Here is an 18376-nt window from a genome sequence, read left to right as displayed (position 1 = left end):
ATTATTTGAACGCTCATGATTTTTTCGACGCTATATATCATCGCAGTCTCTACCCTATGCGTGTTAACTGAACGTTATGCGCCAATTCCGGAACTTGATCGATTCAACAGCGAAGATGGTGCGAGAGGCTTCTTCTATGCGTTTTTGGGAATGGCTTCATTCGCGGGATGGGTGCTGCCTCACGAGTTGCATCAATCGTTTGGCTGGGATTTCGGTTCAAACTGGTTGTCCCGTGTGGCTCAGATTGTCGGAGCGGTCGGAGGCTGGTATGTGGCGGCGCGCGGTCTGTCAGTTTGGCTCACGATCATTGTTTGCGGCTTGATGATCATTGCATTGGGAAAAGTAGGGGCGTTCATCTTCGGCTAGTGACTATATAGCAGAGAAGCAGCTAATCTCTCCTGATCTGGACACCGAAATCAATTCGAGAACTTCTGCGGAATTGGGGATTAATATACAGGTATGACGAACAAATTCCACTTAGTCAGATCATGAAAATTCAAATTGCTTCTGATCTCCATTTGGAATTTCTAGATCAGCGATTCCCTGATTACCGTGTAATTGAACATACGGATTCGGACGTCTTGATCATCGCCGGTGACATTCATCGCAATACCAAAGCGATCACTGCGTTCGCGGATTGGCCGGTGCCCGTCATCTATGTGCATGGCAATCACGAACCCTACAGGGAAAGGTATTTCGATCTTGTTGAGGAGATGGAAAATTTTGAGGCGTGCGGCAACGTGCACTATCTTGAACGAAAAGAATACGTCCTCGATGATGTGCGTTTTCTTGGTTGCTGCCTATGGACAGATTACCGGGTGGATCCGTCGAATCCACTGAGTGCAATGCGAGAAGCGGAACGGAATTTGAATGATCATAAAGTCATTCGCGGCAGGCACGGGCGGTTCACTGCGCAAGATGCTTTGAAGATCCACCAAAAGTCACGTCTTTGGCTGGAAGAAAAGCTTGATGGTAACTTTGACGGACGCACTGTCGTTGTTACGCACCATGGGCCGCATCCGAATTCGATTCATCCACGCTTCGCTGGCACGCTGTTGAATGCTGCCTTCGTGAGCGACTTGACGCCCTTGATCGAGAAGGCGGATTTGTGGATACATGGGCATGTACACGATAATTTCGATTATCAGATCGGTACTACGCGCGTCATCGCCAATCCACGTGGCTACCCAGTCAATGTGAGAACGGTGTCGCATGTCGATCAACTTGAATGGGAAAACGAAGCGTTTAATCCAGCGCTGGTGATCGAGATCTAGCGATGACTCTAAAAATATTTCTCGACACAGAATTCACAGATTTCTTTCGTCCACAACTCATCAGCATCGGGATGGTCGCAGATTCCGGCGAAGAGTTCTATGCGGAAATCCCTTATCCACACGGCGAATGTAGTGACTTTGTACGCGAAACGGTTGTTCCATTGCTTGGGCGTTTTCCAGGCGCTATATGCTCCAGAGACGAATTGCCCGTCAGATTGCGAGCTTGGTTAGAGCTTGTTAGAGCTCAATCGGACCACATCAAACTCTGTGTTGATTCCCAGACTGATTGGGATCTATTGATCAATGCTTTGGAATATCAGGTGCCGAGGTGGTGTCGGCAGGCGTTCGTTGGTAACAGCATCGAAGAGCAGCTTCGCTGCGATTTTTACAAAAAAAATAAACTCCCTGAACATCATGCGCTTTATGATGCCATGGCGAATCGCTATGCTTTTCGATAGCGCAAGGGAGTTGCTGCGATGCTTGCATTAGCGGCGGCAGTGTTTCCGCATTTTAGAAAACGCCGTTTGATCGCTCAGACCGTTCTGACTCGCCTTCATCGGGTCGAGTGCAGGCGTCCTACCGAAGCTAGCCTGTATTGGCACCCAAGATTTGACAAGGGCTGACATCCCTATAGAGAAAATGGCATTATGATAATGAAATACTTGACCTATTAGTATTTCCGTCGGCATGCCGCTTTTTAGGAACCCCCCAATGTTCAACACGCCTCGCAGCCTGAGCCTTAAAAATGCAATCATCCCCGAGATCATGGGCCCGCCTGCGCTGATCCCAGTGAGCCTCAAAGGCAGCGAGGCAATCAATGGTTTGTTTGAGTACCGTCTAATCCTTAAAACGCCGGACGCCTTGAATCACTTGGTCGATCAAGTCGCCAATTTCAATCTGGACGATTTCATCGGTCGCGAACTGACGGCTAGACATCACCGTCGGGTATTTTGAGCAGCCAAGAAAGCCAGCTCCTTGACTCGCTATGCATCGGTATATGTAACAAAAATCCCCAAACCACTGATCAGAAGCAATGGACTGACTGATTTCGGTGCCGGACTCAGTGCTCAAATTGATTGGAATATGCAATAATTTATAGATTAATTCACAACGGTAGCCTGCGAATCAATGGGATGGTTAGACGGCGATGTGTTGCAATTTTGGACGCGTTTCGCAGATTTAGTGTTTTTTTTCTAAAAAACTTGCCTTAGGGCTTGTGTTTGGTGATTGACCTGGTAACCTGGTGTCTGCACAACCTTTGGAGTGAAAAATGGCCACATTTGTTGATTTATTCTGTGGCGGAGGATTCGGTGCTCGCGGAGCCGTTCGTGGCGGCGGGGTGCCACTACTGGGGTTGGATGCTTGGGATATTGCTACGCAGACTTACCAGGCAAATTTCCCAGAAGCAGATGTCATTACTGAGCGTATCGAAAATGTCGATATCGCTGCGCTCGGCGAGCGATATGCCCCAGATGTTCTCCTTACTTCCCCCGAGTGTACGTCCCATTCAATTGCGCGCGGTTCTAAGCCAGGCACAGAGCTTAGTCGAGAGACTGCAATGGGTATTGTTCCCTGGATTGAAGCCATGCAACCGCGTTGGGTGATAGTTGAGAACGTAAATCGTATGAAGAGATGGTCGCGACATAATGAACTTGTTCAGACCATTGAAGATTTCGGTTATACGGTCAGCGATCTGCATTTAAATTCTGCCGATTTTGGTTCTCCTCAAGCACGGAAGCGGATGTTCTTGGTGTGCGATTTGGAGGGCACCACAGTTACCAAGGATGAGTTGCTGCAAACCATTGAGTTCGAGAGATTGTCGGCCAATGATGCCATTGATTGGGATGCGGATTACAAATCAGAACTGCTTTACAGGCCTGGAAGAGCGAAGGCGACTCTTGAGAGGGCAGAGAGAGCAATGGCCGCTCTTGGCAGAAATGTTTCATTCATCATTGTTTATTACGGGTCCGATTACGCCGGAGGTTGGCAGTCTCTGGAGGTTCCGCTTCGAACAGTAACGACAATTGATCGCTTCGGCCTAGTTACTTGGAAAGATGATGAGCCTTACCTCCGAATGCTGCAGCCAGAGGAATTGTCGCGTGCAATGGGAGGGGGGGATGACCACGTTCTTCCTTACGGAAGTCGTAGGGAGAGAGTGAAACTTTGCGGAAATGGTGTTTGTTCTGATGTGATGACAGCGATCTTTAGTTGGATAGATCAACAGTAAAACAACGCAAGCTTCAAAGGATTTTCTTGTTTGAGAAAATTCATAATCAGTTTGACATGAGACCTATTATTCCTCTATGGCCGACGACATTCCGCCAGGATTTAATTCCGTTGCTGCCAAGTTGGACGAATACTTCGAAAACTGGCTGCGGAAGGCGCTTGATGATAGCGCCGGCCACGAACAGGAGGGGCTGATTGAGCTAGTGAGGTCGGCTGACCTTCATGCATATTTCCTGAATTGCTTTGGGAACTCGGAGCTTTCCACCGAGCTGATGTCGAAATGCAGGTTTATTGTCCATGGGATAGGGCCGATCCTCCGTGTATTCCTGCCCGTTCTTGAAAAATTCGCCGACGGTATTCCGTGGATTCCATCAAGCACGTCAACTGCAAAATGGGCCGATCAAATTCTCTACGAAGCCGGTCGACTGTCTATTCTTCGCAGACTTTCCCATAGCGAACGCTATGGACTTGTTCGCTGTGAATTTCATTCCGACGAGCATGTCGCCATTCATGTATTGGGTCGTGATGCGGAGTCCATTGATCGAGACGACCATGTCTGGCTTGTAAACAAAATGCTGGAGGAAAAAAAAGAGTATCACGATCATTTGGATCAACAAATCAAAGGATGGGCCAGGGATCGCATCGACCAATATGTCGGAATCCACAGGGAGCACTTCATCTGTTATGACTCCGATCGAGAACTGCTTGGCCTTTATCAAGATTATGTCCAGAGGTTGATGATCCAATCTGCTGAGGCTGATGCTTTTCCGGATGACGTACGCATTGGTTCACGTACTTTCGCTGAATGGAAGTGGATCGCAACCACCGCCGCTGCTCGTACCTGTCTTCACCTTTCGTTCGCCACACGACTCAGTACGTTAAATGGAGAGCGATTGGATTTAAGAAATCTACTCACGAATTTTGTCCGGGTGGAAGATTTGCGGGAGATATGGCGCCAACAGTTAGATGACATCACCGAAACAGAGCTCGATGATATCGAAGACATCTTCATGTTAACTGCCAAGCATGCCGAAGAATACTTCTCGAACCATGATTGCCCACTTCCCTACAACATACGCTTCGGGAAGTATTTCGCACTACTTCCCCAATTCGGCTATCTTAATAACACGTGTACATTTTTGGTCACCGAGCTGAAAAGGAAATACCGAGAAGATTGGGACAGGGTAGTCAACCTACGCGAAGCAAAATTTCAGCAGGATCTCTACAAACTCCTTCCTATTGAGCAATATGTCATCGGCCGCGAAAATGCTTCAATACGTAGGGCTGCGGGAAATACGGAGACGGATATAGATGCCGTTTTATTTGAGCGCTCAACCAACTGCATCTACCTTTTCCAACTGAAGTGGTTTGACGTTTTTGCACACAGTCTCAGGGAAAGACAAAGCAAGCTCCGAAACCTTCTTGACAAGGGGAACAAATGGGTCGAGCAGATATGTGATTGGGTATCGAATACATCACAATCGGAAATCCTGTCTAAATTGGATCTTCAGGGAAAAGGAATCCACGCGGATTCGCTTGAAATCCGCACAGTGGTCTTGACGCGTTTTTCAGCGAGATTCAGTGGCGAACATCGATATGATGAACGCGCGGCATGGTTGTCATGGCCTCGACTATGCAGGTTGATGTCAGAGAGCCAGAGACATGATGCCCCATTGGAAGCAGCTTGGCAGAAGGCCAAAGAAGATACAAATGCCGTGCCCCAGGAGCCAAGCTCCCATACCGAATATCTTTTTCATGGAATGAAGGTGGACGTATACGACTAGCTTAGGTGCTCATGCCGAGTTTGCCAGTAGAGAAAGGCCATCCAACCATGCATTGACCAAGGACGGGGTACCATATCCCGCGTTACGCAATAAGCCGACTATGTCTATCGCAGTAACAAAAATTACCGGATGTCCATCATCCACCACCTCCTTGTATGCTTGGTGATGTACGAAAGAGGTAGTCACAAGCACGCCGAATTCCCGATGTTTGATCCGGCTGATTAATCGCGAAACATCTGTGACTCCCACTGACGTCCTCCGCCCATAGCACTTGGCTTCCAACGCGAATACAACTCCGATAGATGCAAGTCCACGTCCTAGACGGTGTATGCCAATGCCATCGCGCCCTCCATCGCGCCATGGCCGGGTCAGGTCAAGTCGCACTTCATCACCAAGTAATAGTTTGGTGATCTCACCTGCGCATACCTCAAAAGCAAACGCATTGTCCCGGAATCGATCCTTGATTGTATCAACCAAGGACCAGTCTTCGTCGTTGGCCGGCGATTGTTCCTTCTGGGAGCGGACTAGCTGACTTCTCGGTGCTTCCAGCGGTTTCGCCAGCCCGCTTTTTGTCCACACCTGCCAGGTGATTGGTGCTTCCAAAATGTCTTGAAGGCCGTTGCCCATTTTATGGACCCATTGACGGCTGATGACCGCCGCATCGAGAATGGTGAAGACTGCGCGATAGTTCTGAAATCTATGACCGGCGGTCGTCTTCCAGATAGCCACGAGATCCTCGGTCGGCGGCATGGCTGGATGACCCGGAACAGCCAAGCCGCGGAATCGGAACGACCTGCCGGGGCTCTCGGAAGTAAAAATCAGAATCGGAGGTACCTCGGACCTTCGATTGGTATGCACGAGATCGAACAGATGTTTCAGAATCAGATTGCCGAAGCGAGGCGTATCGTGTAGTAGACGTCCCGGGTGGCGATTGTCTCCGTAATAGACGAATCGACCCGTGGTCGGGTCCAATTCATCGGGCCAATCTGGCTCTGCGAGATTGGATGTCAAAACCAGGAGAGTCGGACGATCATATGTACCGCGGTAACGGAAACCTCCTTGTCGGCTAACGCCAAGGAGCTTGACTAACGGATCGGCAATACCTCCCCTATCAGTTTTGTACCCTTGGTATATAGCATCAATGATCAAATCGATTTGTTCAAGCTCATCGCCTGTATATCTTTTCATTTTTTGTGTGCGTAGCTAACATTTTTTAAGACAGCATCGGCAATTTTTCTGGCACATAATTCCGGAGAGTCATCAACCTCGTGCTCCCAGAATCGCAATACTTTCCATCCGGCCGCTATAAATTTCTTGTTCGTCTCGACGTCACGTTTTGCGTTGCGATCCAATTTTGGTTGCCAGAAGGTGCGATTATTCTTGGGGATGACACCGTGCAACGGACAACAATGCCAGAAACAGCCATCTACGAAGACGGCTACGCGGGCGCCCAGAAACACCATGTCTGGCCGAGCTCGTTCTACACGTAGATGGAGGCGGTAACGTAAACCCATAGCCCAGGCCGCGCGCCTTAGTTTCAATTCGGGGCCAGTGTTTTTCCCTCGGATGCGCGACATGAGTTCACTACGCTTCTCAGACGACATGACGTCAACCATCGTCGATTCCATTCCCCGTCTTTAATGAAAACCTTTCGATTGGAAGCAGCTCCTGATCTCAAGAAGAGAGGTGCTTTGTGTAACTACGCTGGCACCGGTCGATATGCTGTTGTCCACCCAGTCGGCAATTGCGGATTCAAGAGAATAGCCCACCGGCACTGGAATTTTGGCCCCAAAATGCCCTGTCGCAGGAATGTCATTGAGTACATTCATCGTGAAAAATGAGTGTGAGCATAGCTAATATATACTACAGTACACTATTTCCTTTTAAGCAAATTTTTGAAATATTATATTTAGAATAAATCAAACACGAGATCTCGACGGGTCCGTAGTGTAGGTCGATTCTGGATAACCTGAGTATAGCGGCAACAAATATTGGATTTGACCTCATGATTTCTAAATGCCACGAATGGTGGTAAATCGATTGGATAGGCAATTGTTTTAATCCCCCGGATACTAAAATTAAATTTCAGTTAGTCATCGAACCCAATCAAAAAATGACCGATATAACCAATAGTTTTCCCATTAGGGTTCGCAGCCATATTCTCCGGCTACTGGGGGATCAGCTCGTCGGTCATGACCGACTTGCAATATTTGAGTTAGTAAAGAACTCCTATGATGCTGATGCCACACATGTTGATGTGCTCGTGGATCTCAAAAATCGTCAGATCATTGTCCGAGACGACGGCTGTGGAATGACGAGTGAAGTCGTTCGCGAAAAATGGCTGGATATTGGTACTGACTCGAAACGTGGAGAGTATCGCCTTCGCAGCCCGATATACATGCGCATGCCTCTTGGCGAAAAGGGCGTGGGACGGCTGGCCGTCCAGAAACTGGGGAGCCGCCTTCGCATGATCAGCCGGGCAAAAGGGTGTTCTGAAGTTGTTGTCGAGATGGCTTGGAACGACCTTATCGACTCGTCCGCGTATGTTGATGGCAGTTTGCAGGTCGATATCACCGAGCGAAAGCAGGCAGTAGATTTTTTGGATGGGAAACATGGCACCATCATTGAAATTTCTGATCTTTCCAGGAAAGAGTGGGAAAGGAAGGATTTGCGTGATCTCAAGCGTCTGGTGGTGTCATTGGAAAGCCCGTTCAAGTCAAACGACTCTTTCAGAGTGTCGTTGGAAGTGCCTAGCCGTGAGAAAGATATCGATGACGTACCCGATCTTAAAGAATTGTTAAAGCGATCGATCTGGACGTATGATTTTGAGATTGCGCCAGAAGGTTTTACCTGGACTTACAATTTTTCCCCCCCTCGATTGAAAGGCTTGAAAGCCAGAGAAGAATGTTCGCTTGGCTGGACAAAGCTTGAGTGGTGTGACGAGGCTGTCAAGGAAGCAAAGGCTCACGCGGCCTCCGGTGACGATGTGCCATTGTTCGTTGATACGACCGCCGCCCTTAAAGATATTGGATCCATCAAGGGACGGTTTCATGTTTTTTATCGCCGCGATGAGATTTTGCGACTGATAGGTGACCCACGCCAGACGAAACAGTGGCTTCGTGATCAGTCAGGGGTCCGTGTATTCCGTGATGGTATTCGGGTCTACAACTATGGCGAGCCTGACGATGACTGGCTGGCACTGAACGCTCGTCGTATCAATCGTCCTACCGCCAAGATTGGTTCCGATCAAATGGTTGCTGCAATAGATTTGGATCTTGCAGCAAGTACAGGTCTGCGAGAGAAGACCAATCGTGAAGGTTTCAATCAGGATGAAACGTATTCACGTTTCCGTCTTTTAGTGTTAAGTGCGGTAGAGCATTTTGAGAAAGTGCATGATACGGATCGTCGCGCAATCGACCATGCATTGAAAGGAGATGACACCCAAGTTGGATCAACCATCAAACTCAAGGATGCAATTTCTGGTCTGAAATCCGTCTGTGAAAACGACAAAGAGCTCTCCAAGACACTCTCACCTTACGTTAAAGCCATTGAGAAGGAAGTCGAGCAGGTTCAATCCGTCATGCTAAATGCCGGAATGGCCGGCATGGGACTAGCCCTCGTCTTTCATGAGATCGACCGATCGATACGTACCCTGACCTCACAGGCGGAGCAAGGGATTCCCCTGGATCGATTGAGAACTGGATTGAACGAGCTGCGACAAATGTTGGACTCAATCTCGGTCCTTCTCCGTCAAAGCAAGGCACGTCACCTCTCAATTCGTGAATTGATCAAACAGATCCTTGAATTGAATGAGGCGCGATTCCGGTTTCATGGCATAACAGTGTCGGCGCCAGTGTTGACTGGTGACAGCCCAGACTTCTTTGTGACGGCACCTCAGCACCTGTTGTTAAGCGCACTCAACAATATCATTGACAACGCTATCTACTGGGCTGAGTACAGATACAAGTTAGAGAAGGAACCTTTGCACAAACCAGCTATTTTGATCATGACCGGCTGGTCGGAAGAGGACGGCGGAATACTCACAGTGGCGGATAACGGAACAGGGTTCGCGATCAGTCCCGCGGATGCGTTGCAGCCTTTCATTACAAAGCGGACAGGGGGTATGGGGCTTGGGCTCTATTACTGTCGACTCGTGATGGATAACGTGGGCGGAAAACTCCAATTGGGATCGGTTGATGAGGCTCGGGAATTTTTCGAAATTGCAAAACCTTTCGATGGTGCTGCCGTAACGTTGTTCTTTTCAAATTCGAAAGATAAAACATGATAAGCCACGCGTGTCCAATTATCGTCCTCGACGATGTGCGGAAAGAGCTTCTGGAAGTCGCACATGGATTGGGAGTTTGTGGCCTGCCAGTGATGTCGCATTTAGTCAACGAGGGAACGCTTGAGCGAGTGCCATCGCGGCCTTATACGGGGATTAGATTGTTGGTCACTGACCTTCATCTTCTTGGCCCCACGCAAACCAAGAAGGAGCAATACATTGGCGCACTGATCTCCTTCACCAAGCAGCTAGTTTCCCCTTCGACGTATCTAGTTGTTTTCTGGTCTAACTATGCGGAAGAAGCGGCTGAGGCCTGGGCTTATCTGAGTACTAGAATCGATCCGGCGCTGAAACCCTTCGGGTATGAGGTTCTGCCTAAGGATATTGCTAGTGCAGCGGCGAATGGGGACGTTGAGGCCATCAAAAATATTCAGTCCGCCATTGATGCGATCATTAAAAAGTATCCTCAACTCCAAGCTGTGATGGAGTGGGAGGCCAGCGTTTCGAGGTCCGCGGCGGAAACGACAAACGAGTTGGTTCGAACAATCACGCAAGGTGGAGCCACGTTTGAGAACCAAGATCATGTAAAGAAGGTCATGGCTCGAATGGCACAGGAAGCATTGGGCTATCCACATGCACCCGCGAGCCCGACCAAAGGAATTGTACAAGCTCTTTTGCCGATAGCCCAGGACTGCTTGGAGAGAGAGGCGAGCAACGGCTACCTTGATGCATTTCTAGAGATTCCGAATGCGGAGAAGATTGGGCTTCCTAACAATGATCTCGTACCATTGTTAAACGATTTTTTTATACATTCTGCGAATAGTGATGTTAGTCCTTTGGATAGAGGTGCCGTAATACGCCTTAGCGAGGTGTACCTGAACGACAAAGAGGCAGGGCTTTCACGTGACGTTGGTCCGACCGATGTTGCTGGCGATTGGAGGGAAACTGTTTGCAGAGAATTTGCGCACTCATGGAATGCTACAACTAAAGAAAATCAGGACGTAATAAAGAAGGCCCTTGACGGCAAGAATATCTATGCAGTTGAGTTAAGCGCCGATTGCGATTATGCGCAAAACAAGCCGCGAGCGCAGAGATTTCTGTTCGCCCTTTTCGTCTCCTCAGATGCGCCCAAGCCTTTTTTTTCCAATGGCAAAGGTGGAGCCAATGAATCAATTTATGTGACTCCGGAGATCCATATCGAAAAAATCCGGGGACGATTGCTTGTTTCATGTCGCATATTTTTTACCAAGCCGCATGGATCGGCTCCTGATGGGAAATCGATCACACGTCTAAGGAAGGATGTGATTGATGAGATATCTCATCAGTATTCCAGTCACATGAGGCGGCCTGGGAAGATCGCTTTTTACTGAGCACTTTTTTGGTGATAGATGCGGACAAAAGTGATGTGCTCTCTTCGTAAGAACCCAGCCTGTTGATAGCGCGCAGCTGCCCAGACCTTTCCGGCGCAGGCGATGAAATCATGACGAACACCCGGCCGGCCAGTATGGAAATTAAAATGGCCGGAATGTTCGTATCAGCAGGGGCCGCAATCGTACGCTTAATGCCTGATTTCATGAGCACTTGCCAACAAGCATCCGACACACAAGACACTGGTCGACCCGGCCTTTATGGGAGTATCCAGAATCACGTCGATCAAGATGCATTGGCGAAGGAATCCAGCCTCAACAAAGATATCTTCTGGGGTGCATTGAACTAGTGCGATTGGGATTCTGGTCCAATGCCGTCATTTGCCATAACCTTCTGGCACGATTCCTTTCCGCCGGCCGGGCTGCTTCTTGGGCTTTGGCTTCGGCTTGGTATTCGGACGCGGTTTCCCTATATCCTTGGTCTCGCTTGGAGAGCCAGCGTCAGTTGCAGAGAATACCTGTTTTACAATTGACGAATTTGATGCCCGTTTGGTATTTGGTTTCCATTTTATTGCTTCGGTAATGAAGTCCTCATCACCAATGGCTTCGCTACGGAGGTCGTCGTCATAATCAACCTTTACTAACAAAGGGAAGCGGACTGCCTGTCCAGATACAATACCTTGACCCGGCCCAAACGTCTGCAGGATGTTTGCATCACTCTCAGTTAGATTTTCCATCACCGATCTTACAAAGCTCTTGTCCCTTGGATTTACCAATCGAAGAACAAGGAAGCTGTTGCATTGGGCAAGCGTAGTCTCATCCAGTCTGGAAGGTCGTTGGGAAATCAATATCAACCCCGTTCCAAATTTCCGGCCTTCCGTAATGACTTTACGAATCGTCGGAAGCGATGGCGTTTCATCGGTCCCCTCCACCCGACTGGGAATGAAATTATGAGCTTCTTCGACAACCGCTTGGAATGGTGGGATAAGGCCGTTCAAGGTTGAACGATGGATAAACAACGCCTCAAGAACTACGGATACAATTGCAGACTGGTTCAAATGATCATAACCGGCCAAGTAGAATATGGATACGGTGTTCGGGCTGACAATTTCATCTGGGGCGTCGGAGGGATCGGGCATCTCCTTGAATTCGTAGGCACGGAAACGCTCCTGCGTGCGAAGTCGTTCATTATTCTGCTCCATCTGGACCAGATTGGCATATACAAATTCCAATGAACGCTTAGCCGCATTCATTGTGCTACTCCTGGTATTCTGGAGCTCGTCTGGAATATCTTCTTTCTTCTTTTTTAACGCAATGTTACCCGCGAAATCGATCAATCTCAAAATGTAATCTGCAGCAGCCTCGCCATCGATAACCTGTGTTGCACTGACGAGATATTGATAGAACTGTTGTTGTGCGTCTGTAAGGCGCCTACCCATTTTATCGATCAAATCGGCAATGGTTCCAAGATTCCCTTCACGAACCCTGATCTTTGGATAGAGTATCTGAACAGTCTTCCCTTTGAATAAATTCCGCTTTTCGTAAAAACCTAGATAATCGCCATGAGGATCAAAGATTATCAGTGGGTAGCCGATATCGATGAGCTCCCGGATGATGCGTCTCGCCGCCACTGTTTTTCCACCGCCGGTCATGGCAAGAATTGCCAAATGGCGTGAGACCACATGTTTCGCCGACAACGACACTTCAACATCCTGACGTGCGATAAGACTTCCAATACGTAATTTGTGGTGCTCAGGTTCTTCACCAGTAAGGAGGCGACGTACATCGTCCGCCGTTGGATAGAAGACATCGGCTGACGGTTTCACGGGATAGGTCAGGGGCGAGAGTTGCAAACCTTTGGTATCATTTTCTGCAGTGGCTCCGAGGATTAAAACCTCGGCTTCCAGGTGGTCTCGACTCCCAGAAAGGACTGTGTCTATGAAGCGGATACTTTCATCGGCCAATTCCTGGGCAGCCTCCGCCGGGAAAAATGGATTGAAGCGATCGATGCAAACGATTCGGCCCCATACCGTAACCGTTGAAGTTTTTCCTGCGGAGCCTGGTGCTTCGAGCTTCGTTGCAACAATGTCCCCAAGTTTGGCCTGGAAGCTACGCAAAATGAAAGTGTAGCTACTGGTGGATGTGTTACCTACGACGGTTCCAATAGGCTTCCAATTGGTTGTGGATTGCGGTTGTTGTTTTTGTTTAGGCGGCACGTATTATTTCTCCCTGAAAATCTTGATCGCTAAGCTTCAGGCCGGAACAACCAATCCCGACCCTTAGCGGCCAGCACACGTTTTGCAAAGGTAATTGCACGCGGATCACCACTTTCAAGGGCTTTCCGGATCAAAACCGCTTGGTGCTGTCCCTTAACTCCGCGGCTCATCCATGATGGAACTTTGGCGAATTTATCGACGATATCAAGTCCTACCGGAAAGCCGTACGAGGGCAGCAGGCGGCTGGTGTGCAGGATGAGATCGATGGCATCATCCAGATTCGGGGTATCCTCAAACGTCTCAATACGAAAAGGAAGAACGGCCTCGGATGGCTTCAGATAGGTGGTTAGTGAAGCTGGATACTTCCTAATCAACTCTTTCCATTGTTCTGGCCACTTATTCACTGGGCCTTGACGGTTGACTGGTATAGGGGAAGTATATTCACCTTCACCTAAGACTACATCCAATAAAGCGGTATCGTTCAATCCGTAGGCCTGGATACCATTAAGGATATTGTCGCGATCACTTTCTTTCAGCCATTTCTTCTCGCACAGATGGGCGAGAAGGCGCCTCGTCACCACCGGATCCCGTCCCACCGATCGCTCAACTACACCAAAGACAGGTTTACCACTATTACGGAGCCGCTCGAGCAGTCCAAGATAGATAGGCACGAACTGCCGATCGGTATCATCACCATCCCATTGAGGTTCATCATGAAATGTACGACAGGCATCCAACCCGAATGCAGGAAATTCGTCAAGTCCGTACGGAGCAACCGGGTTTACTAGAGGACCATGCAGCATAATGATATCCGCGCTTCCCTGCACCTTGGCCAATCGATAGGCAGCGGCGGTTTCACTGGTCATGCGGGCCGTGTCACGTAGCTTCGCGAGATCGTGGAAATCGTCGTCGAAGAGATGCCCGCGAGTACTGTAAAGATCATCTACGAGAGATAGCTCGATATTGAAGCTTTCGCGCTCCTTTGACTCATCTCCCGGCCTCACCACATAACTGCCTACCCTGATACCGACAGGTGCAGTGGACGGAAGGTCAATGCTCGCCACTCCAGCATCGATGAATGCAATTGCTCGCCCGCGTTGCTTTGGCCAAAATATTTTGGGATCGTACGGCAATCTGCGGATAAGATCATTGTTCTCGAATATACCTCGCACCTGTGCGGCAATGCGGGATAACTGGATGACGAATTTTTCCTGCACATCCGTGGAATCGCCCTTTGCCATTCCCAGTAGACTGGCAAGAAATGCCCCCTGGGATATCCTGGTTTCGATGCGGCGTCGAATGTTCTCGGTGGCAGTCACATGACCCTCTTCAAAATATCATGTCGAATATATCATACCGAGTGGGTGAGTCATCCTACAAAAGTGAGGCAGACTAGATGCTATTGGAGATTTGTTCAATCTGCCGAATAGGGACTACACACAATAAGCTATTTGTCCCATCACTCCAGCCCAATAATGCCATCACCAACAGCCGCTTGCAGCACGCGCACCCCTCTCTTCGCCTGTTTGACAGTAGGTCGAGACCGCCAACCTGTCATTGCATATCCTGCGATGGTATTTGCCACACGAAGATCGAATTCCAATACCTTTCCAGATCCTGCAGCCCAAGCCATTACCTTGGTCCACTCCACCCCATTTAATTTGCAGCAGATATCCACCGCGTCTGTTGGTTCGATACCAGAATTTACTCCAACAACATTTGGAGCTTCATCTGCATCGATTTGATCGTCAAATTCCGGTAGCTCACTTGGTATCGTCAGGACTAGATCCTTGATACGCGTCCAGCAATCGTTCTTTTTACACCATTCGCCAACATTGCTGCGGCCAGCACCAGCGATGATCGCTTCGTGAATTCTGGGAGCCCATTCCACAATAATGGCTTCAAGTTCTTCGGAAATCTCTTGAGACTCCCATATTGTGCCGAGATTTATTTTGTTGTTGCAATGTACCGACAACTTTGAAACAACATATGCGGCGACTTGCGTCCCATATGACGGTAGTTTAAGTTTCCGCACTATGGATTGAGTGCGTTTGAACAAAATAATCAAGCTCACGGCCTCGCGATAAAAGGCCTCACCTGGCTCTCCAGAAGGAAAACGTTCCGAAAGATCTGTCATGAAGATAGCAAAATTCTTCTGCATACCCTTGCACACGGTCTGCGGAAACTGCCACCAAGCCATCAGACATCTTGCCAGATCCGTCTTGCTGAAATTGTGCTGCTTCGGACATTCCTGCTCAAACTCTCGTCGCTTCGCCGGAGTACTTCCATATCGAAGACAGGCGACCTGGTAGGCGCCACGGGTTCTCTCGTAAAACCAGCGGCTCTCTTCCCCTGGACACCAAACCTTACCGGAGAGGCGTTCCATCGCAATATGGAACGGATTGTTGGCGGAAAGATCGGAAATCTGTACGACATTCTGAGTATTGGCGTAACGGGCTATTAGAGGTACAAATTCCCCGAGCTTTTCCGGTTGAACCAAGGTGAGCTTCATGCAAACTGCGACTTGATCGACCGCTATGCGATCAATTTTTCTGGCCCTGTGTATTGAAGCCGTCGTTTGCGCGCCGTTTACGATCTGCAGGCCCTTAATGCGTTTGATCACGGTTTCTCCCGCAAGGGTGGCAACCTCGATTTCATCCGCAGTTGCAGTAATTCCATTGTTGTATGCCAGGAATCGCTCTGGACTAATGCGTAGTGTTTCCCGCAACCCCTTATTCACATTACCCTTGGCTTGCAGGAACGAACGGACGTTGAATTCAAAAAGCCTTGCACCATACTCATCGTAAAGATCGGCGATCAGGTTGCCTGGCACCATCAACAGGTATGTTTCATACTCTGTTGGCCTAGGTCTCATTTCTAGACACGCTAGAGGACGCCCGAGCAACTTGGTGCAATCGATCTCGATTCGATCACGGCTGACGTCTTCCTGGGATGAACGGAACAGGCGCTCAAGATCGAATACCGAAAAATCTATCTGCCTACCTGCAATTTCAATTGGGTCGACGATACGACCCTTTACCATTCCGTTGGTCAGTACATGTATCCTTACTTCTTCAATTTGTTCGAATTCCTCGTTGATATGACGGGCGGCCGCGGCCGCTGCTTCGTTGCCCGCAAATCTTTCATAAACACCTTTCGATGCATATTCAAAAAATTTGGCCGCTCTTCCAGTAAGACGTTCGATTTCTTCAGTGGGTAACGCTTGGGACATGTGTTCCGGTACATAAAGAGACGTGAAAAGTTCAAGTCTGCGCGCATCTTCCGGTAGGGCGTAGGCTATTACCCTACACCTATTGCGTCCGGTCAAATCCTCATAGGGACAGATCTCATGTTCTGCAAATGTTCCAGCCTCTTCAAGATAGCCGAGCATCACTTCGAGCAATGCGACCTCTGCAGCCAACGGAATGCTATCCATTTCGGCCAATTTTTCCTGTGTTTCCGCATGAATCCGTCGCGCAAACTGCTCTTGAAGTTGTTCTTCGATCAAACGCTTATCCCCCTTACTTGCCCATCTTTATTAAATGCTGGTTCGATACTTAAAGATTTTGGAATGGAATTTAACAAATCGCTTTGGATAACGAAGAAGTCACATAGATCCTAAGTAGTATTTAGAAAAATTCCATTGAGAAATGTACATCAACCTGCATTTGTTTAGGGAGGGAAGATGAAAAAATATTAACTAGCAAGGGTAAGGAATTCACGAGCGAGTAAACTTATTGGCGGTCATACTTGCCGCACGAGATGACGAGGGCAACTTGTCGCGGTCGCGGCGAAACCAAATGATGACGCCCTGCGGGGCCCTTAGACATGCGCCTGAACTCGTCGAACACATGATCGGGGCCTTCTTTGTATTCAAATGCAATATGCCAGCGCCCAGTTAGCGGGGTTAAAACCCAAGGCTGCATCCATGTTCAGTTGAATGCCGATCGGCGGTTACTTTGAATGCGGATATGCAGTTAGCTAAACTCGAACAGCCACGCCAAGGTCAGTTTTCGGGCTTATCTTGTTAGATCAAATCTCATGTTCGAATCTTGCTCCATCGCATTGTGGGTCCATCGCATCACTGGCGGTGCTACAAGCGGCGTACCAGATTTGGTTATGCGGTCGAAGCTAAAAACATGTTCGCGTGGACTTTCCCCGCATCGTCCTACCAACCGGCGTGGAAAGTCGGGCTCCCCACGGTCAAGTTTTACCATTGCGCCGCAAACCGGACAGGTGGCGGTATAGCGTAATACCTGTATCCGACGCGGCTCATCAGAGCTTTTCCCCTTAACAACCTCTACCGTCGCGCCGAATTCCTTCCAATGTAGCATCCAGTCAGGGGCGAGCCCAACGCGATCATCGAGCAGGTGCATCAAATTTTCAGTGCGGTGGTATAGAAGCCATGGGACGAACACCATCAACAATCCGGCGATCAGGTGACTCATGCTGATTGGGCTTTTATCCGAGGCCAGAAGAACCCAAAGCAATATTGTCACCGCTGCCGTGCCGACAATTTGAAACATGAGCCATGCGGCCATTGCCCACCGCTTTCGACCGTCTAAGATCAATCCCTGTTTAAAGAGAAATTTCCCACGTCGAGACAATCGGAGCGTTAGGTCAGGCTCATAAGCTAGGGCCAGCGACTGCACGTCATTTATGTCAGAAAACGTAGGAGCTTCCGATGGCTGGTCAGGCAGTGGCTCGAAATCAAGGTAGTAGTAGGCTGGATTGCCAGATGTTTTGTGAACGGTCGGATAATGGGTCAGTCCTTGGTCTCGGCACCGTCGAATCAAGGTTGGTTGAAGCTCGGGATACACGCGTCCTTTGAGAGTTTTCCAGATCTGATTGATCCATTTGGAAGGTTCGCTATTCAGGTTGCCACCTAGGTCCGTGTGAATAGCCTTCGTCGTAACTTTTGCGAAGGAGTTGTTAGAACCAACCCTGATCGTTTCCTTAGCGAGGTAGCCTAACACCCGATAAGCCTCTTGATGCCGCTTATCATTCGGGATTGAGTCCAGCAAAATCTGTGACAGTGCTGTGGCTTGCGGGGCAAGAACCTCGTCGGCTGTATTCACTAACGCGCTGATTGCCTGCATTTTCACCCCTTATGACCCTCTTATGAGGGCTTTCTGTCTGACATCGCTCACTGCACCCCGCTACATTGACCTGGTACCCAACCGCCTGCCGTCAAACATAATGTTCAATTGCATTCTAAATTGCTATG

General features: G+C 49.0%; 15 protein-coding genes. 9 read left to right on the top strand and 6 right to left on the bottom strand.

Features of this window, described 5'->3' with window-relative positions:
- The first annotated feature begins 15 nt into the window (after window positions 1-15).
- The 6 genes from VNZ60_RS11415 (at window position 16) to VNZ60_RS11390 (ending at window position 5284) form a co-directional block, all read left to right on the top strand.
- Window positions 16-366, top strand: coding sequence for a hypothetical protein (locus tag VNZ60_RS11415; RefSeq protein WP_325659177.1), 351 nt, complete (start codon window positions 16-18; stop codon window positions 364-366).
- 122 nt (window positions 367-488) lie between these two features.
- Window positions 489-1274, top strand: a complete 786-nt coding sequence (locus VNZ60_RS11410) for a metallophosphoesterase (RefSeq protein WP_325659175.1) — start codon at window positions 489-491, stop codon at window positions 1272-1274.
- 2 nt (window positions 1275-1276) lie between these two features.
- Entirely contained in the window at window positions 1277-1732 is a 456-nt protein-coding gene (locus VNZ60_RS11405) for a hypothetical protein (RefSeq protein ID WP_325659173.1), read from the top strand.
- Between the two features lie 253 nt (window positions 1733-1985).
- Window positions 1986-2228 (top strand): hypothetical protein, encoded by a 243-nt coding sequence (locus VNZ60_RS11400; protein ID WP_325659171.1) that lies wholly within the window; start codon window positions 1986-1988, stop codon window positions 2226-2228.
- Between the two features lie 316 nt (window positions 2229-2544).
- A complete protein-coding gene (locus VNZ60_RS11395) occupies window positions 2545-3501 on the top strand; it encodes a DNA cytosine methyltransferase (protein ID WP_325659169.1) in 957 nt (318 codons plus the stop codon).
- A 76-nt stretch (window positions 3502-3577) separates the two neighbouring features.
- Window positions 3578-5284 (top strand): hypothetical protein, encoded by a 1707-nt coding sequence (locus VNZ60_RS11390; RefSeq protein ID WP_325659167.1) that lies wholly within the window; start codon window positions 3578-3580, stop codon window positions 5282-5284.
- A 9-nt stretch (window positions 5285-5293) separates the two neighbouring features.
- Here the strand turns inward: VNZ60_RS11390 and VNZ60_RS11385 are convergent, their stop codons facing one another.
- Both VNZ60_RS11385 and VNZ60_RS11380 read right to left on the bottom strand, forming a co-directional pair.
- On the bottom strand, window positions 5294-6472 hold the full coding sequence (locus VNZ60_RS11385) for a restriction endonuclease (protein ID WP_325659165.1): 1179 nt from the start codon (window positions 6470-6472) through the stop codon (window positions 5294-5296).
- Window positions 6469-6900, bottom strand: coding sequence for a very short patch repair endonuclease (locus VNZ60_RS11380; protein ID WP_325659163.1), 432 nt, complete (start codon window positions 6898-6900; stop codon window positions 6469-6471). Before VNZ60_RS11380 ends, VNZ60_RS11385 begins: the two co-directional genes overlap by 4 nt.
- A 497-nt stretch (window positions 6901-7397) precedes the next feature.
- On the opposite strand from VNZ60_RS11380, the gene VNZ60_RS11375 reads away from it, so the two are divergent.
- The 3 genes from VNZ60_RS11375 to VNZ60_RS11365 all read left to right on the top strand — a co-directional run bounded on the left by VNZ60_RS11375 (window position 7398) and on the right by VNZ60_RS11365 (window position 11283).
- Window positions 7398-9569 carry an ATP-binding protein gene (locus VNZ60_RS11375; protein WP_325659161.1) on the top strand — a complete coding sequence of 724 codons (2172 nt, stop codon included), beginning with the start codon at window positions 7398-7400 and terminating at the stop codon, window positions 9567-9569.
- Window positions 9566-10936, top strand: coding sequence for a hypothetical protein (locus tag VNZ60_RS11370; protein ID WP_325659159.1), 1371 nt, complete (start codon window positions 9566-9568; stop codon window positions 10934-10936). Before VNZ60_RS11375 ends, VNZ60_RS11370 begins: the two co-directional genes overlap by 4 nt.
- A 110-nt stretch (window positions 10937-11046) precedes the next feature.
- The gene (locus VNZ60_RS11365) at window positions 11047-11283 is read left to right on the top strand and encodes a hypothetical protein (protein WP_325659157.1); all 237 of its coding nucleotides are present in this window, start codon (window positions 11047-11049) and stop codon (window positions 11281-11283) included.
- A 27-nt stretch (window positions 11284-11310) separates the two neighbouring features.
- Here the strand turns inward: VNZ60_RS11365 and VNZ60_RS11360 are convergent, their stop codons facing one another.
- The 4 genes from VNZ60_RS11360 to VNZ60_RS11345 all read right to left on the bottom strand — a co-directional run bounded on the left by VNZ60_RS11360 (window position 11311) and on the right by VNZ60_RS11345 (window position 18248).
- Complete coding sequence (locus VNZ60_RS11360) at window positions 11311-13149, bottom strand: ATP-binding protein (protein ID WP_325659155.1); 1839 nt, start codon at window positions 13147-13149, stop codon at window positions 11311-11313.
- 29 nt (window positions 13150-13178) lie between these two features.
- Window positions 13179-14468, bottom strand: a complete 1290-nt coding sequence (locus tag VNZ60_RS11355; protein ID WP_325659153.1) for a DNA double-strand break repair nuclease NurA — start codon at window positions 14466-14468, stop codon at window positions 13179-13181.
- A gap of 140 nt (window positions 14469-14608) precedes the next feature.
- Entirely contained in the window at window positions 14609-16657 is a 2049-nt protein-coding gene (locus tag VNZ60_RS11350; RefSeq protein WP_325659151.1) for an AIPR family protein, read from the bottom strand.
- A 511-nt stretch (window positions 16658-17168) separates the two neighbouring features.
- Complete coding sequence (locus tag VNZ60_RS11345; RefSeq protein WP_325659149.1) at window positions 17169-18248, bottom strand: hypothetical protein; 1080 nt, start codon at window positions 18246-18248, stop codon at window positions 17169-17171.
- Window positions 18249-18376: the final 128 nt, after the last annotated feature.

This window comes from Collimonas sp. (assembly GCF_035566375.1).
Taxonomy (GTDB): Bacteria; Pseudomonadota; Gammaproteobacteria; order Burkholderiales; family Burkholderiaceae_D; genus Collimonas.
Note: the sequence above shows the minus strand (reverse complement) of the source record. Positions and strands in the feature narration are given on the sequence as shown.

Coding starts and splice junctions, on each gene's coding strand:
- VNZ60_RS11415 (WP_325659177.1), top strand. CDS start 16: ATGATTTTTTCGACGCTATATATCATCGCAGTCTCTACCCTATGCGTG.
- VNZ60_RS11410 (WP_325659175.1), top strand. CDS start 489: ATGAAAATTCAAATTGCTTCTGATCTCCATTTGGAATTTCTAGATCAG.
- VNZ60_RS11405 (WP_325659173.1), top strand. CDS start 1,277: ATGACTCTAAAAATATTTCTCGACACAGAATTCACAGATTTCTTTCGT.
- VNZ60_RS11400 (WP_325659171.1), top strand. CDS start 1,986: ATGTTCAACACGCCTCGCAGCCTGAGCCTTAAAAATGCAATCATCCCC.
- VNZ60_RS11395 (WP_325659169.1), top strand. CDS start 2,545: ATGGCCACATTTGTTGATTTATTCTGTGGCGGAGGATTCGGTGCTCGC.
- VNZ60_RS11390 (WP_325659167.1), top strand. CDS start 3,578: ATGGCCGACGACATTCCGCCAGGATTTAATTCCGTTGCTGCCAAGTTG.
- VNZ60_RS11385 (WP_325659165.1), bottom strand. CDS start 6,472: ATGAAAAGATATACAGGCGATGAGCTTGAACAAATCGATTTGATCATT.
- VNZ60_RS11380 (WP_325659163.1), bottom strand. CDS start 6,900: ATGGTTGACGTCATGTCGTCTGAGAAGCGTAGTGAACTCATGTCGCGC.
- VNZ60_RS11375 (WP_325659161.1), top strand. CDS start 7,398: ATGACCGATATAACCAATAGTTTTCCCATTAGGGTTCGCAGCCATATT.
- VNZ60_RS11370 (WP_325659159.1), top strand. CDS start 9,566: ATGATAAGCCACGCGTGTCCAATTATCGTCCTCGACGATGTGCGGAAA.
- VNZ60_RS11365 (WP_325659157.1), top strand. CDS start 11,047: ATGACGAACACCCGGCCGGCCAGTATGGAAATTAAAATGGCCGGAATG.
- VNZ60_RS11345 (WP_325659149.1), bottom strand. CDS start 18,248: ATGCAGGCAATCAGCGCGTTAGTGAATACAGCCGACGAGGTTCTTGCC.